The sequence below is a fragment of the Maribacter algae genome, from assembly GCF_047345745.1.
Lineage (GTDB): Bacteria > Bacteroidota > Bacteroidia > Flavobacteriales > Flavobacteriaceae > Maribacter.
Genome location: NZ_JBLFES010000003.1, coordinates 496,020 through 510,953, shown reverse-complemented (window position 1 = coordinate 510,953; position 14,934 = coordinate 496,020). Strand labels below are relative to the sequence as shown.

Annotated in this window: 13 protein-coding genes; 5 read left to right on the top strand and 8 right to left on the bottom strand. The window is 40.3% G+C overall.

All coding sequences use genetic code 11. The annotated features are described in order from the left end of the window. Positions 1 to 44 precede the first annotated feature (44 nt). Entirely contained in the window at positions 45 to 461 is a 417-nt protein-coding gene (locus ACKWBX_RS13830; protein ID WP_413969295.1) for a hypothetical protein, read from the bottom strand. Positions 462 to 572: 111 nt separating this feature from the next. Next, the gene (locus tag ACKWBX_RS13825; RefSeq protein ID WP_413969294.1) at positions 573 to 4,280 is read right to left on the bottom strand and encodes a T9SS type A sorting domain-containing protein; all 3,708 of its coding nucleotides are present in this window, start codon (positions 4,278 to 4,280) and stop codon (positions 573 to 575) included. A 180-nt stretch (positions 4,281 to 4,460) separates the two neighbouring features. Between ACKWBX_RS13825 and ACKWBX_RS13820 the strand changes: the two genes are divergently transcribed. The 4 genes from ACKWBX_RS13820 to ACKWBX_RS13805 all read left to right on the top strand — a co-directional run bounded on the left by ACKWBX_RS13820 (position 4,461) and on the right by ACKWBX_RS13805 (position 8,565). Then, entirely contained in the window at positions 4,461 to 5,603 is a 1,143-nt protein-coding gene (locus ACKWBX_RS13820) for an SPFH domain-containing protein (protein ID WP_413969293.1), read from the top strand. A gap of 95 nt (positions 5,604 to 5,698) precedes the next feature. Next, on the top strand, positions 5,699 to 6,781 hold the full coding sequence (locus ACKWBX_RS13815) for a TFIIB-type zinc ribbon-containing protein (RefSeq protein WP_413969292.1): 1,083 nt from the start codon (positions 5,699 to 5,701) through the stop codon (positions 6,779 to 6,781). Next, positions 6,778 to 7,512 (top strand): metallophosphoesterase family protein, encoded by a 735-nt coding sequence (locus ACKWBX_RS13810; protein WP_413969291.1) that lies wholly within the window; start codon positions 6,778 to 6,780, stop codon positions 7,510 to 7,512. Before ACKWBX_RS13815 ends, ACKWBX_RS13810 begins: the two co-directional genes overlap by 4 nt. Positions 7,513 to 7,566: 54 nt before the next feature. Then, positions 7,567 to 8,565, top strand: coding sequence for an acyl-ACP desaturase (locus ACKWBX_RS13805; RefSeq protein ID WP_413969290.1), 999 nt, complete (start codon positions 7,567 to 7,569; stop codon positions 8,563 to 8,565). Positions 8,566 to 8,633: 68 nt separating this feature from the next. On the opposite strand, the gene ACKWBX_RS13800 is transcribed toward ACKWBX_RS13805, so the two are convergent. The 6 genes from ACKWBX_RS13800 to ACKWBX_RS13775 form a co-directional block, all read right to left on the bottom strand. Beyond that, positions 8,634 to 9,188: a hypothetical protein gene (locus ACKWBX_RS13800; protein ID WP_413969289.1), complete on the bottom strand. Its 555-nt coding sequence runs from the start codon at positions 9,186 to 9,188 to the stop codon at positions 8,634 to 8,636. A 32-nt stretch (positions 9,189 to 9,220) separates the two neighbouring features. Continuing rightward, complete coding sequence (locus tag ACKWBX_RS13795) at positions 9,221 to 10,132, bottom strand: OmpA family protein (RefSeq protein ID WP_413969288.1); 912 nt, start codon at positions 10,130 to 10,132, stop codon at positions 9,221 to 9,223. Between the two features lie 573 nt (positions 10,133 to 10,705). Further along, the gene (gene amaB / locus ACKWBX_RS13790; RefSeq protein WP_413969287.1) at positions 10,706 to 12,259 is read right to left on the bottom strand and encodes an L-piperidine-6-carboxylate dehydrogenase; all 1,554 of its coding nucleotides are present in this window, start codon (positions 12,257 to 12,259) and stop codon (positions 10,706 to 10,708) included. A 76-nt stretch (positions 12,260 to 12,335) separates the two neighbouring features. Continuing rightward, positions 12,336 to 12,716 (bottom strand): DUF1304 domain-containing protein, encoded by a 381-nt coding sequence (locus ACKWBX_RS13785; RefSeq protein WP_413969286.1) that lies wholly within the window; start codon positions 12,714 to 12,716, stop codon positions 12,336 to 12,338. 367 nt (positions 12,717 to 13,083) lie between these two features. After that, a complete protein-coding gene (locus ACKWBX_RS13780; RefSeq protein WP_413969285.1) occupies positions 13,084 to 13,557 on the bottom strand; it encodes a CAP domain-containing protein in 474 nt (157 codons plus the stop codon). Positions 13,558 to 13,738: 181 nt separating this feature from the next. Further along, positions 13,739 to 14,251, bottom strand: a complete 513-nt coding sequence (locus tag ACKWBX_RS13775; protein WP_413969284.1) for a CvpA family protein — start codon at positions 14,249 to 14,251, stop codon at positions 13,739 to 13,741. A 77-nt stretch (positions 14,252 to 14,328) separates the two neighbouring features. Here ACKWBX_RS13775 and ACKWBX_RS13770 point away from each other — a divergent pair, with 77 nt between their 5' ends. Next, a complete protein-coding gene (locus ACKWBX_RS13770; RefSeq protein ID WP_413969283.1) occupies positions 14,329 to 14,685 on the top strand; it encodes a hypothetical protein in 357 nt (118 codons plus the stop codon). Positions 14,686 to 14,934 lie beyond the last annotated feature (249 nt).

Below are 14,934 nucleotides of genomic sequence, written 5' to 3'. Positions count from 1 at the left end.
TATTCGTATCGAAGTTTGAAACAAGGTACTGACAAAAAATGGGCTTATTCTAAGATTTTATAGGAATTTATAGTGTAGAATGTTGTAGATGCGTCCATACATAAAGATTCTTGAGCGTTTGCCTCAATGAGTTTCCCAACGACTAGATTTTTTGGAGTTTTAAAAAAGCTTACCAACAATTGTTGTTTTTTATGGGGCATATTGGTCAGTCCAAAGCCACTTTCCAAAACTTCAATAACCTCAACTTTCATGACATTGGGTTGGGGAGCACCACAAATATTCTTGCCCTTATCGTAAACTTCAATGATACTGATTTTTAGTTTGATACCATCAGGTGCTGTAGTTTCAACGGCATTGGAACTTTCACTAGGGCTTTCAGAAATCATTTCATTATTTGGCAATTCTTTGGCAGCATCACATGAAAAACCTGCAATAAGCAAAAGGAGCATCAACTGTTTCATAAAATACATTTTGATATATATTATAATTTACGGAAAAGAAAACATAATGGATGATATAAAATAAAAAGACCCAGGATATATGCCTGGGCCTTTTCATATTATAGTGGATTTCTATTTTTTGATGATTCCAAAATTTTGATTGGTATTGGCCCCTTGGATTTTAACGAAATAAAGCCCTGTAGGTCTTCCTGAAGAATTCCAGGAAAAGGTTTTGGTGGCATCAATATCTCCTTTTTCATATACCATCTGTCCTAAGATATTGTAAACTCTAGCCGTTACCTTGGCATCTTTACTTTCCTTCAAGGAAAAGTAAAACTCAGCGGTTGACGGGTTTGGCCAGACCGTTGTGATTCCGGTAGAACCTATTTCCGTTAATGTTTGGTTTTCCGAGACGGCATCTAATATAGGCGTGTCATTGGATTCTGCTGGAGGTGCATCTTCTTCCGAGCCATCTAGAATAGTCCCAAAAATTTGAAACACCAAATCATCGGGGGCGTTACCGAAAACCAAGGAACGCGGTGTCCAGTCCACTCCTCCGGCAACAAATAAGCCATCGTCCCTAAAAGCAGATTCACTTCCAATGACGTTGGCTTGGGTAAGCCAAAACCACTGTTCCTGGTTAGGGTTAAATGCCAAATTAGCGTAAACGGATAACCAGTACGTACCACTTTCCAATTCAAGGTCTTCCGGAAATTCTAGCTCTATATTCGTGTTTTGCGGGTCAGAAACGGGCACTAATTCCCCACTGTTGAATATTGGCTGACCGGGAACCCCGCCATTATCCGTATAAACAACAACGGTAGCGCTCGAAAAAGTAGGTGTGCCGTTAGCAACTCCGTTTGCAATGATGCTGCGAACTTTCCATGAATTTCCCTCTGGTACTATAAAATCGTCCGCCGTTTGGGCCAGCGCACCAAAATCCAAGAAGAATTGTGATGGCGTACTGCTCACTGATGGGTCAGTTTGTTCGTATATGGCCGGCACTACCACACGAACTGTAAAGCCTTCCGTGACCTGTTCATTGCCAGAAGTGGCAACAAGCCCAATAGTGGCATTTTCCTCTAATTCTGAGGCAACTCCGGAAACCCTTAGTGTATTTCCTTCTAGCACGGCAGAAACCAACTCGGGATTGGTATTGGTAACTTCAATGGAAATGTTTGCATTGTTGTCACTTACGAACAACCCTGTTACATCTACATCAAATTCAAATGCGCCGCTGTTTATAGGAAAACTTACATCATCCAATAGATAAGCTACACTCAGCGATGGCTCGGGGCTAGGCGCGGCATAGAATGCTGCGTCAAATACACCATTACCATGAGTGGCCAAAGCCATATAACCATCTTTCCTGGTTTTTACGTCCATGACAACGGCATCTCCAATAACGCCTCTTTCCTTAAACCATCGGGTTCTTTCACCATTAAGGTTGTAAGTAATGTACAGCCCTGTGCTTGTACCGGCAAAAAAGATATTATTGTTTCCGCTTATCGCAAAAGAACGAACGGACGGTCCGTTTCCGGAACCATCGGGATTTTCCTCCAAATTACCACTGATGTTCACCCAGCTTTCACCACCGTTTTCACTCATGAATAAACTAGGGATACTGTAATTGGAAAAAACAACGAATACTCTTTCGCTATTGTTAGGATCAACATAAATGTCGTTAACAAAACCGGGAGGAAGCCCTTTTCCCGAAGAAAGATCTATTACCTCTTGGTCATCAATATTGGCATTTTCTACTTTGTAGATACCTCCGGAATTCGTTCCATAATATAGTGTGTTGGCTACAGGGAATCTAGATGCGTCCAACGCTGTGATATTGGAACCGTCCGGTGTGGCCGTTTGGGTTTGTTCTACCCAATTTACACTGGTATTGGCATTGGAGAACAGTGGAATTTCATCCAAATCGTTATTTCTCCAAATACGGTCGCCGGCAGGCATATACATGATATTATCATTTGTAGGATCAAGAATAAAAGGTGCAATGAACCCAAAACCACTGGCACCGGAAGGTTGAACTCTTGTGAAGGAAACAAAGCTTCCATCTTCATCAAAATTAAAACGGAAGACGACACCTCTCTGCGCGGAAACATATCTGGTACGTCCACCATCAGCAATGGCATTGAAGGATCCGTCTCCACCAAAATCACTGATCCAAGGAGCTGTTGGATCTGTAGAATTACTGAACCATGTACCGTTATCTTGGAAACCGGCAACGATATCATCGCTATTTGGTTCCGGATCAATGGCAATAACGTAAGGTTGGGTAGTAACATATCCATTGTTCAAGGAAGTCCATTCTACATCCTCAATATTTAATTCCGGTGTTATTCTTGTGATATCCTCGGTGATTTGTACCCCGCCATCATTTCCGGAAACAGCTTTGTTCGGATTGGAAGGGAAAAACACCAAATTGTGCTGGTCGGGATGATGGTTGGGATAAAGTGAAACATCATTTGCAATGTTGTATCCTCCGATCCATCCTTCTGCTCCGGTCGGAGTAGTAAAACCCGTTGTGGACCTATAGAGGTTGGTGCCTCCTAAATACACCAAATCTGGATCGGTAGGGTGTACCTTAATAATCATATTATAGGAACCTTGAAGATCTAAACTTCCAATAGGACCGCCAATGTTTATGGGTAAATTTGCGGAAAGATCTGCCCAACGCTCCTCTTCTGTTTCCGTATCTGCCTGATATCTCCACAATAGGGCAGGTGCTGCACCGGATAAATCGCTTGAGAAAAAATAGATTCTGTTTTCGTTGGATGGATCATATGCCATAACCGTTCTGCCAAATGAAGGCTCTTCTACAGGAGGTGAAATATTGGTGAATTCTTCCCCATCTTCGGAAACAAAAAAGCCACCATTGGCACTTCTTGAGTCAACGGTAACATATATCTTTCCTTCTGGGGTAATCATCACTTCCGTTGTTCTATCAAAACCGCTATCAAGCACTTGTTCAAAGGTTCTTGCACCATTCAAGTTTTGTGAACGGTAAAGACCATCAAAAGTAGCGGCATACAAATCGCCGTTTCTTGGGTCTACGGCTAAACTATTGATTAGGTCAAATGATGAAAAAGCGGCATCGTCCCCGTCATCCGTACTTCTCAACTGGTTCCAACTTCTACCACCGTTATAGGATTGGTAGATTCCGCTCCCTTGGTAAAAAGCGCCACCTGCACCGGCAGAATTCCCAAAACGTTCCCCAGAGGCATAGTACCAAATATTGCCACGGTTGGGCCTTGGGTCCTGTACTATGGCAGTAATGCTCGGTGATTGTTGAATCCTCGTGACCCTACGCCAAGACTGACCTGTATTTTCGGATCTCCAAAGACCACCGGAAACGCCACCCGCAAGAATTACGTTTTCATTATTTCGGTCTATGGCAAGAGCACGTGTGCGACCACCAACATTATCGGGACCTCTTTGGCCGAAATAGGAAAACCTCCTTCTGCTTGTTTTTCCTTCAAATTGTTTTGATGCTTCTCTGGATAAATTGGTCGTTTTTATTTTTTCGGAAAACTGGGTTTCCTTTAATAAGATGTCATTGGGAATCTTATTGGTATATGGATTTTTCAGAAGCGAATGCTCATATTCCCATCGGTCCAGGGCACGGTCACCCACTGCCTTGGGTTTGGCTCCTACCGGGCCCGATTTACTATCGTAGATTTTAGTTTTTTTGTAAAGGGCATGTCCTTTTTTCGGTCCGTTGTCCGCCGTGGTCTTTAGATTTTGTTTTTGTGCTTGCACGCTAAACGTAAGGAGCAAACCAAATACAAAAAAGAGCATAAAGTTTTTCTTGAGTAAAGATTTTTTCATAGAGTCTCGTTTTAAAAATTAGTCAAGTTGAAATGTATAAAAAAAAGTTAAAAGAAGTAGTTACTTTCCTACTTTATCGATGAAATGCACAATCCTTTTTTTATTTATAAAATGATAGGTTGTGTTTTGGAGGTTTTTAAGAAATGAGTACCTTTTGATGTAATTAAAATTAAGAACGAGATGAGCCTATTTGATGAAATAAAAAAGAAGTTAAGCCATGAATTTATTGATATTGTTGAATGGCTGGATAATACAAACGATACCATAGTTCATCGTTTTGAACGCTATCAAAACGAAATCAAGAACAACGCACAGTTAATAGTACGCGAAGGGCAAACCGCAGTCTTTGTGAACGAAGGCCAATTGGCAGATGTTTTTAAGGCGGGAACATATACTCTTAACACGAAGAACTTACCTATTTTGACAACCCTTAAAGGTTGGAAATATGGTTTTGATAGTCCGTTCAAGGCCGAAGTCTATTTTGTGAACACAAGATTGTTCACGGATGAAAAATGGGGTACCAAAAACCCATTTATGTTGAGTGATGATCGCTTTGGTTTGGTAGAGATCAGGGCTTTTGGAACCTATAGCTTTAGAATTAGCGATGCCGGAAAGTTTGTGGTAGATGTAGTGGGTACGGATGGTAATTTTACCAATTATGAAGTAAACGAACATCTAAAAAGTTTAATCGTAACCAGATTTACGGATACGGTCGGCGAGGCCAATCTCCCCATAGAACTATATGCCGCAAATACCACGGAACTTTCCGAAACCTGCCAAACGGTAATGCAACCAGAATTTGGGCGGGTCGGAATTGAGTTGGAGCGATTTTATATTGAAAATGTCTCCATGCCGGAAGAGCTTAAAAAAGAGATTTTCGAATACAGCCGGTTGGATAAATTGGATATGACCAAGCTATCTCAATTCAAGGCCGCAAAAGCTATGGAACTGGCAGCGGCCAATGAAGGTGGAACTGCCGGTGCCGGCATGGGCATGGGCATGGGCTTCGTTTTGGCACAGCAAATGGGCAATATGATGAATCCACAAGTACAACAACCTGTTTTTGGTACCCAAACGCCTCAGTCTACCGGAGCGGTTCCGCCGCCAATGCCTTTACAGATTACTTATTTTTATGCCGTGAACGGACAACAATCGGGACCGGTATCCATTGACAGGCTAAAGGAGCTTTTTGCCAACAGAACGATCAATAGGGATTCCTTGATTTGGAAACAGGGAATGGCCAATTGGACGACATTAAAGGAGATTGAAGAATTGAAGCCATTTTTAGGGGGCAATACACCGCCACCGTTACCAAATGCTTAAAGAGTATTATAAGGTACCAACCTATTGAATTGTAGTAATCATCGAACTTTTTCTTTTTAAGATTCCTAAAGAAGGGGGAGCGATACGAACTTGTAATGCAAGAAATCCAAAAATCAGAACATAAAAAAGCATGCGCCAATTGTGGTGCGGAGTTGAAATTTAAACCTGGCTCTCACCAGCTAAACTGTGAGTATTGTGGTTACGAGGAGTTTATTGAGCAGTCCAAGAGCAGTTTTGAGGAGTTGGAATTGGAGCATTACCTGCGTGTAGTTGGTGAGAATGCCTACACGGAAACCATAGAACTTCTGCACTGCAAAAACTGTGGTGCCAATCAGCATGTAGAAGAAAATTACAAGTCTTTGGACTGCGTGTATTGTGGGGAACCTTTAATTATAGAGGACATTCAAAAAGAGGGATGGATTTTACCTGGAGCCTTGATTCCATTTCAGTTGGATGTGAAAAAGGCACGGAGCATTTTTAAAACTTGGGTCGGTGGTCTTTGGTTTGCCCCGAATAAGTTGAAGCGAGCCGCCTTACATCCTGAGGGGCTGCACGGGCTTTATATTCCCTATTGGACATTTGATAGTAATCTGTTTGCCTCTTATCAAGGACAGCGTGGGGATTATTATTATGAGAAACAACGTTACAGAACCAAGAACGGGATGCAAACAAGACAAGTTCGAAAAACAAGATGGACATCGGCCAGTGGAACGGTAAACGGTTTTGTAGACGATATTCTTATAAATGCTTCAGAGAAAAAACGGAGGGATATTCCCAGTGCCATTGCCCGGTGGAATTTGAAGGAGCTGGTCAGTTTTGACTCAAAATACCTATCCGGTTTTGTGACCGAAAAGTATACGGTATCTTTAAAGGAAGGACATCATCAATCTTTTCAAGAAGCAAAAAATATTGCCTATAATTGGATAAGGAGAGATATTGGCGGCGATACCCAGCGTATAGCAAATGCGGACATTAAACTATCCAATGAAACCTTTAAGCATATTTTGCTGCCCGTTTATATTAGCGCTTACCGGTATAATGGAAAAGAATACCACTTCTACATTAACGGGCAGATGGGAACGGTCAGTGGCAGCAGACCTTATTCTTTTTGGAAAATTTTCTTTTTGGTGCTTTTTATCATTGCTGTGATTTCCCTAATTGCGATTTTTGCAAAATGAGTTTAGAAAGAACGCTGGTCATTGGGGATATACATTCGGGATTAAAAGCATTGAAACAACTTTTATTACGTGCTGAGGTAACAACGGAAGACAGGCTTATTTTTTTGGGAGACTATGTAGATGGTTGGAGTGAAGCGGTAAGTACCGTAGATTATCTTTTAGACCTAAAAAAGCGTTATCAATGTGTTTTTATAAGAGGCAACCATGATGAACTTTGCTATGATTGGCTTACGGGTGCAACGGATAATCCTACTTGGCATATGCATGGGGGAGAGGCTACCAAATCTTCCTACGAAAAAACGGATGCAAAAACCAAAAAACGACACATCGCTTTTTATGAACAGTTAAAAAACTATTATTTGGATGCGAACAATAGACTTTTTTTGCATGCAGGTTTCACCAATCTAAAAGGCATAGACCACGAGTATTTTACAAAAACCTTTTATTGGGACCGTACCCTTTGGGAACTGGCTCTTTCCTTAAATCCCAAATTGAAAAAGGAAGATACCTTCTATCCCAAGCGATTGACCAACTACGAAGAAATTTATATTGGGCATACTCCGGTAACTAGAATTGGGAAGACCGTACCACAAAATGCGGCCAATGTTTGGAACATAGATACGGGTGCCGCTTTTAGGGGGCCGTTATCCCTAATGGACGTAGACTCCAAGCAAGTTTGGCAAAGTGACCCGGTTTATTTGCTATATCCTAATGAAAAAGGGAGAAATTGAGATTGATTTAAGAAGTTTTTGGTTAATAATACCGAACTTTGAAAAAAACCGAGAATGTCAGATAAGAATATAAGATTAGAAGTGATGCAGGCCATTGAGCCACAGGTGGAAGGGTTTATGGATAACTTTCTAATACAACCTGAAGATATTTGGCAACCGACGGATTTTTTGCCGGATACCCATAGCGATAGTTTCTTGGACGATATTGAGCAGTTGCGCGAAGAGTCCAAAGAATTAGGATATGATTTTTGGGTAACCATGGTAGCGGACACCATAACGGAAGAAGCTTTGCCAACCTATGAGTCTTGGTTAATGGATGTGGTAGGGATAGACCAACACGGAGAATATAAAACCAATGGCTGGGCAAAGTGGGTGCGTGCATGGACCGCAGAGGAAAACAGGCACGGAGATGTGCTGAACAAGTATCTCTATCTTTCTGGCCGTGTAGACATGAAAGAAATTGAGATCACCACCCAACATTTAATTTCTGATGGTTTTGATATCGGTACCGATAGGGACCCCTACAAAAATTTTGTATATACCTCTTTTCAGGAATTGGCAACCAATATCTCGCACAAACGCGTGGGCCAAATGGCCAAGAAAAAGGGGAATGCCTTGTTGGGAAAGATGTGTACCATTATTGCGGGAGATGAAATGCGCCATCATTTGGCCTACAGGGAATTTGTGAAAACGATATTTGGTCATGACCCTAGTGGAATGATGTTGGCCTTTGCCGATATGATGAAGAAAAAAATTGTGATGCCCGCACACTTCCTAAGAGAATCTGGAGGCACTATAGGGACCGCTTTTGAAAATTTCTCCAACTGTGCGCAACGTTTGGGAGTGTACACGGCCCAGGATTATATAGATATTTTACAAAAATTAAATTCTTTTTGGCAGCTTGATGCTATTCGTGACTTGAACGATGAGGCCGAAAAGGCCAGGGATTATTTGATGAAGCTTCCGGAACGTTTGGAACGTATAGCCTCTAGAATGAAATTTCCGGAAGATCAATACCATTTTAAATGGGTCGAAGCAAACGGAAGATTGTAAAGAGAGCTATTCATAAAACATAGAAAACCCGATTCAAATTGAATCGGGTTTTTTGTTTAAGATGATTATTATAGCTTTCCGTGTTTGTGTTCTTCTTGCCATTTGGCCAAATCTTTCCATTTGCCTTCATAACACATTTTCGCTTGCATGGGCCAAGATGCAGGGTCGTGTACTTGGTAACGCTTTCCACCGCCATCGAGTACTTTTTGGCAATCCGCTACGGACGATTCGGAAAGGGCTTTCCACGTCTTTATTCCGGACTCATGGAACATCCCTTCTATTTTAGGGCCGATCCCTTCAACAATTTTAAGGTCGTCCTGTTTAACGGTTTTTCCAAAGGCCAATTTGGCCGCTGCTCCATCAAATGGGATAGAAGCTGTTGCTGCTTCGGCTGTAAAAGAAGCTGCAGAGGCACCAAGATTGGTATTGGCCGAAACTTTTTTGTTACAAGCATCCAAATCAGCTTGTAATTTCGCGTTCTTGTCTTTTAGCACTTTAAGGTCAGCAGAATTGTCAATGGTGGTACTTCCTCCCTTTCCGATTAAGTATCCCAATATTCCTGAGATGATGCCCACCAAGGATGGGATGACCCAGCACCAGATATTTAGATTTTCAAAATTCATTTTTGTATGGTTTATGTGTATTAGTGATTTCTTTAGTTAAGTGTTACAACGGTTCTTCTATTTTTAGCTTGCCCTTCTTTTGTAGCATTGCTTTCAATAGGTTGTGTCTGTCCTTTTGTTGAAGCGTTGATTTTTGCTTCCGAAATGCCGTTTTTCATGAGATAAGCTTTAGCGAAATTTGCCCTATCCAAACCGAGTCTCATATTAGTGGAAGCTTTTCCCGTATTATCCGTATGACCAATGACATTAACAGAGGCATCTGCTCTTTTATCCAAATACCTAGAGATGTCCGCTACTTTTTGACGCTGTTCGGCATCAAGATTAATGGACGCTTGCGCAGAATTGAAATATAATACCAGCGGGTCTGCCTTAATTTTCTCATAAAGTGCGTTTAATTCTTCATCCGCGTTTTCCGCTTTGTCATCCAAGCTATAGGATACAGGACCAAGATATATGTCGTCCTTTGGAACCATATCGTCCATTAATTTCCCCATAGTATTCATTTGGGCAGCAGCTATTCCATTGGATGCCAAATGGTTTTTTACTGCATTTGCTCGGGCCAACCCTAAATTTGGAAAAGCTGAGCTATTGGTTTCATCACTTTTATAAAACCCGGTAATATTCAATACCTTTCCAAGATTGGCATCTAAAAATGATTTTAGACCACCAATTCCGTTTTGAACGTTCTCTGACAACGGCATCAAAATAGTAGATGATGATATATTAAAATTATAGTTGTCATTAGCGTTATAGGAGTATTCACCATCATTTAAGGCAAAAGGATAAGAGGTAGCCTCGGGAATTTCTGGGGCCACTACTTCTTTGGGCGGCTCCGGTTCTACTGTTGTACCACCTCCGCATTCACTACATAACGTAATGTAAAAAAAAGTTCCGGCGACGATGGTAATCAACATTAACAGAAGATTTGTTGTTGTTCTTGTCATTGTGGAAATTGTTTAGTGTTTATCCTACAATGTATTAAAAAAATCTTAAAATTGTTAAAAATTTTTAAGCTTAGTTCCTAAGAATCAAGAGAAAGCGTTTTTTCCATTTATACTCGATTTTCGTCCATTCGTACACGGAGTTCCCAAACGGACATAATATCGCTTTAAAAAAATCCATTTTATTTAGACCTTGCAATAGAAATTAGAAAACACCCTATCACTCCCGACTAAGTTCCGGCATTGGGTTAGGGTCATCTATATTTTTTGAGTTAGTTGGTTTAGAGAAAGCCCCAGACTATGGGTTTAGTCGGGGCTTTTTCTGTAAGACTAATGATAACTAAATGTTATTTACACAACTTTTGCTCCAATTCGTACAGAAGTGATTAAGTATTAATGTATCAAAAAGTAACTTTTTACCAAATTTTGTACACTTGTGAAAAAAGCAAAAAAGAAACTGATCAATTTTTTTAAGTTCATATGTATGATAATGGTCCTAGGAACCCAAACACTTTTAAAAGGTAGGTGGAGTCCTAATCCTACCGACCACAATCCCGCATAGAAAAGATTTGGTTTTTACAAATCGAACTTAATACCCTGTGCTAAAGGCAATTCCGTGGTGTAGTTAATGGTGTTCGTTTGCCTTCTCATATAGATTTTCCAAGCATCCGAACCACTTTCCCTACCACCTCCAGTCTCTTTTTCACCACCAAAGGCACCTCCAATTTCTGCACCGGATGTCCCGATGTTGACATTGGCAATACCGCAATCGCTCCCAGCAGCAGAAAGAAAACGTTCCGCTTCCCTTAAATTATTGGTCATGATGGCAGAAGATAAACCCTGTACTACCCCATTTTGTATGGCGATGGCATTTTCCACTTCACCTGAATATTTTAAAAGGTAAAGCACCGGGGCGAAGGTTTCATGCTGTACGATTTCAAAATCATTTTTAGCTTCGGCAATGGCAGGCTTTACATAACAGCCACTTTCATATCCATCACCTTCTAAAACACCGCCCTTGACGATAAGCTTTCCTCCCTCGGCAACTACCTTTTCGATTGCTTTTTTGTAACTATCTACAGCATCAATATCGATTAAAGGCCCTACATGATTGTTCTCGTCCAAGGGATTTCCAATGCGTAATTGTCCGTAAGCGGATACCAAGGCATTTTTTACTTTGTCATAAATAGATTCATGTATAATCAACCGTCTTGTTGATGTGCAACGTTGCCCTGCGGTACCCACGGCCCCAAAAACAGCTCCGATGATAGTCATTTTTATATCGGCATCCGGAGTAACGATAATGGCATTGTTGCCCCCTAACTCCAATAATGATTTTCCCAATCTGGCCGCTACGGCCTGTGCAACAATTTTTCCCATACGAATGGAACCCGTAGCGGATATCAATGGAATACGATTGTCCTGTGTCATCATTTCCCCAACTCTATAGTCGCCATTGATCAAACAGGAAATCCCTTCCGATAAGTTGTTCGCCTTTAAAACAGCGGCGGCTATATTTTGACAGGCAATACCGCATAAGGGTGTTTTTTCCGAAGGTTTCCAAACACAGACGTCCCCGCACACCCATGCCAAAGCAGTATTCCATGCCCAAACGGCCACAGGGAAATTAAAGGCGGAAATAATGCCCACGACTCCCAGCGGGTGGTATTGCTCGTACATGCGGTGCCCAGGTCTTTCGGAATGCATGGTAAGACCGTGTAGCTGTCTGGACAGCCCAACTGCAAAATCACAGATGTCTATCATTTCCTGAACCTCGCCCAAACCTTCCTGATAGCTTTTGCCCATTTCATAGGATACCAACTTTCCTAACGGCTCTTTAAGTTCTCGTAATTTATCTCCAAACTGCCTTACGATTTCCCCCCTTTGAGGAGCCGGTTTTTTTCGCCACGAACCAAAAGCCTTTGAAGCAGAAGTCATTACTGTTTCGTAATCCGCCTTGGTGGTAGTTTTGACCTTGGCTATCAACGCACCATCGACCGGAGAGTAGGAGGCAATGATTTCACCAGACGAAAAATTATAGGAACCTGTTGAGGTTCCATCATTAATATCTTGAATTCCAAGTGTTTTCAAAGCTTCTGCAATACCAAATGTTGTTGCTATTTTGGACATTTTTATAACTTTTTAAGTGTGTATTGTTAGATTTTTACAAAAATACAAAGAATAATATTCCTAATTATAGATTGAATTAGCTTGAGGCAAACCACAATGTTATCCACAGTACTAAACCAATAGCTGCTGGAATTCCCTGTATGAAGAAAATTTTCTTGGATACTGAAATACCACCATAAATGCCGGCTACAAGAACACAACCCAAAAAGAAAATAGAAATATTAGTGGCCCATATAGAATTCTGAATAAAAAGGGACCAAATGAGTCCGGCCGAGAGAAAACCATTGTACAATCCTTGATTGGCGGCCATGCTTTTGGTAGGTTCAAACAATTCCGGTGGGAAGTTCCTAAAAATCTTTTTCCCTCTGGTGGTCCACGCAAACATTTCCAACCACATAAAATAAAGATGCATTAGTGCTACGAGTATTGTAATAATCTTTGCGAGGATAAGAAGCATAGTATTTGAATAAAACTGATTAATGAATCTATTAAAGTTAGAAAAGATAATTATACATCCGCAATAAAAAGCCTACAGTTATAACCGAAAGCTCTTCGGACCCATCATTATCAACCTAAACCTTCATTTAAAATAATGATGAAATCTTGAGGTTTTGACGGGAACTGAGTCGACTGTCCCGGCACTTCTCTTGCTTCTAAAATCTTTAAATAAAGCATATGAGCTAAATCTGATTGTCATGAAAGCCCATCAGTAAGAAAAGACATTTTATAGTACGTAGGAGCACTTTTAATTTTGCACAAGTTTAATATAGATGTAACCTTATGGACCAACACTTTTTAGTGTGAAGAGAAATACTTCTTTTAAATTATTTTTTGTAGAAGATCTGTGTAAAATAGTATTTACCGTCCGGAGCTATTTTTATACTAACTGCGGTGTGCGTAAAATCACCTTCCATGGTCTTCCTGTGACTGGAACTGTCATACCATCCATTGAACGCGTCTTGCGCATTGATATAATCCTTTGCTACGTTTTCGGCAACCATCTCCACAGTCTCTTCAGAATCTATTTTAGAAGCCCGTGAGCTAAAATTGTCATGACTAAGACTCCCTTTTGCAATCATATACTCATTATGATCATTGGCATACTTATAGGCAATCTCACTGAACTGTAAGACGTTCACATCCAGACCAACCCTATGGTCGTTGACTAATTTTAGAAGTTCCTGTTCTAAGGGAACATTGTTTTCGGCCGAAATAACGGCCGGTGCTTCCTCTAATGTTTCGCTGGTACATGAAAAAACGAATACCAACAAAACTGGGATAGCACGGAGCAATCTCATTTTCATATTGTGTTCTATTCAGCAAGCAGGTTGCTCAAAACAAAAAGTAGGTAAATATAAGATGAGGTAATTTGTGTTCTCTGCTGATGTGGGGTATCAACACAGTAATAATACTGAAAAAAGATGTCTCTAAATGTTAATATATTTTTTTTTCGATAAACCGTTTGGAAATGTAGTGAAACTACTTTTGTAAAATAGCCACCTCCTCGTCACTGGACCGTAGAACGGCATCAAAAATAAAAGCTCCGATTTGATATATAGGTCGGTATAAAACCGATTCGTTTTTGGTATCATCGTCCACGAGGTTTATTTTATCGTTCACGTTTTCAAAGAAAATGAGTAATGCCCCGATAATCACGGCAACTTTGAGCATTCCAAATAGCCCTCCCAGAATTTTATTTAGTAGGCCCAACATTGCAAAATCGACAATTTTGGTCAGAAATCTGCCCGCTAATTGTACTACTAGAACAATTAATATAAAGGTGATGATAAAAGCGGCAATGTGTATGTAATTTTCATTCCAATCCATTTTGGTTGAAAGGTAATCTCTCGTGATGTAGGAGAAATGAATCGTGCCATAAATACCCGCTATCAATGCAACCAGTGATGCAATTTCAACGAATAATCCATTTTTAAGACCTTTCCAAAGTCCCCAAATAAGAAGAAGCCCCAATATAATATCCAGAAAACTCATAGGATTCTCATTTTAACAAATATAGAATTTTGATTAGTACCTTTACTTTTAATATAGTTAAAGGAGAAACAAGTTAGATGTCCAGAGATACAATTTTAAAGGAAAGATGGGATATTTTGGTGAGTAGGCTTTCATCCAAATTTTCAGATGGAGATCCTTTGGAACTGGACGCTATTATTTATTTGGTAGGGGTTCAGGAGCTCGGACAATATCATAAAAAGTATAAGAAAGACGAGAAAGTCAACCTTATGCATATAGCCATTTGTAGACTTTTGGAACCCTATGGCTATTATGAATTCAGTTTTTTTGATGAGGAAGGTTGGCCACACTACAAAATAAAGGAAGCGCTGCCGCCCTTAAAAGCCGGAGAACAATCGGTTCTAATGAAACAAGCCATTGTAGATTATTTTATAGAAAAAGGTTTTATAAAATAGAATATGGGCTATTTTGCGCTATTAATTCCGATTATCTTTTTCGCTCCAATACTCCTTGCTTTTTTTGAAGATTACAAAAACAACGCTACAGAGTTTAAAGGTTTTATCATTCGTGAAAAAAAGAGATGGACCAACTTCATTATAGGCTTAATAGTATATGCATTAGTACATTTGGTGTTTCAGATAAGTCAAATGTGAATTGTTTTCAAGATTGATGAGACCTATTCATGCTTGGAAAAATAAAATTAT

Coding starts and splice junctions, on each gene's coding strand:
- ACKWBX_RS13775 (WP_413969284.1), bottom strand. CDS start 14,251: ATGAGTTTTCTGGATATTATATTGGGGCTTCTTCTTATTTGGGGACTT.
- ACKWBX_RS13815 (WP_413969292.1), top strand. CDS start 5,699: ATGCAAGAAATCCAAAAATCAGAACATAAAAAAGCATGCGCCAATTGT.
- ACKWBX_RS13820 (WP_413969293.1), top strand. CDS start 4,461: ATGAGCCTATTTGATGAAATAAAAAAGAAGTTAAGCCATGAATTTATT.
- ACKWBX_RS13780 (WP_413969285.1), bottom strand. CDS start 13,557: ATGAGATTGCTCCGTGCTATCCCAGTTTTGTTGGTATTCGTTTTTTCA.
- ACKWBX_RS13830 (WP_413969295.1), bottom strand. CDS start 461: ATGAAACAGTTGATGCTCCTTTTGCTTATTGCAGGTTTTTCATGTGAT.
- ACKWBX_RS13785 (WP_413969286.1), bottom strand. CDS start 12,716: ATGCTTCTTATCCTCGCAAAGATTATTACAATACTCGTAGCACTAATG.
- ACKWBX_RS13805 (WP_413969290.1), top strand. CDS start 7,567: ATGTCAGATAAGAATATAAGATTAGAAGTGATGCAGGCCATTGAGCCA.
- ACKWBX_RS13825 (WP_413969294.1), bottom strand. CDS start 4,280: ATGAAAAAATCTTTACTCAAGAAAAACTTTATGCTCTTTTTTGTATTT.
- amaB (WP_413969287.1), bottom strand. CDS start 12,259: ATGTCCAAAATAGCAACAACATTTGGTATTGCAGAAGCTTTGAAAACA.
- ACKWBX_RS13795 (WP_413969288.1), bottom strand. CDS start 10,132: ATGACAAGAACAACAACAAATCTTCTGTTAATGTTGATTACCATCGTC.
- ACKWBX_RS13770 (WP_413969283.1), top strand. CDS start 14,329: ATGTCCAGAGATACAATTTTAAAGGAAAGATGGGATATTTTGGTGAGT.
- ACKWBX_RS13800 (WP_413969289.1), bottom strand. CDS start 9,188: ATGAATTTTGAAAATCTAAATATCTGGTGCTGGGTCATCCCATCCTTG.
- ACKWBX_RS13810 (WP_413969291.1), top strand. CDS start 6,778: ATGAGTTTAGAAAGAACGCTGGTCATTGGGGATATACATTCGGGATTA.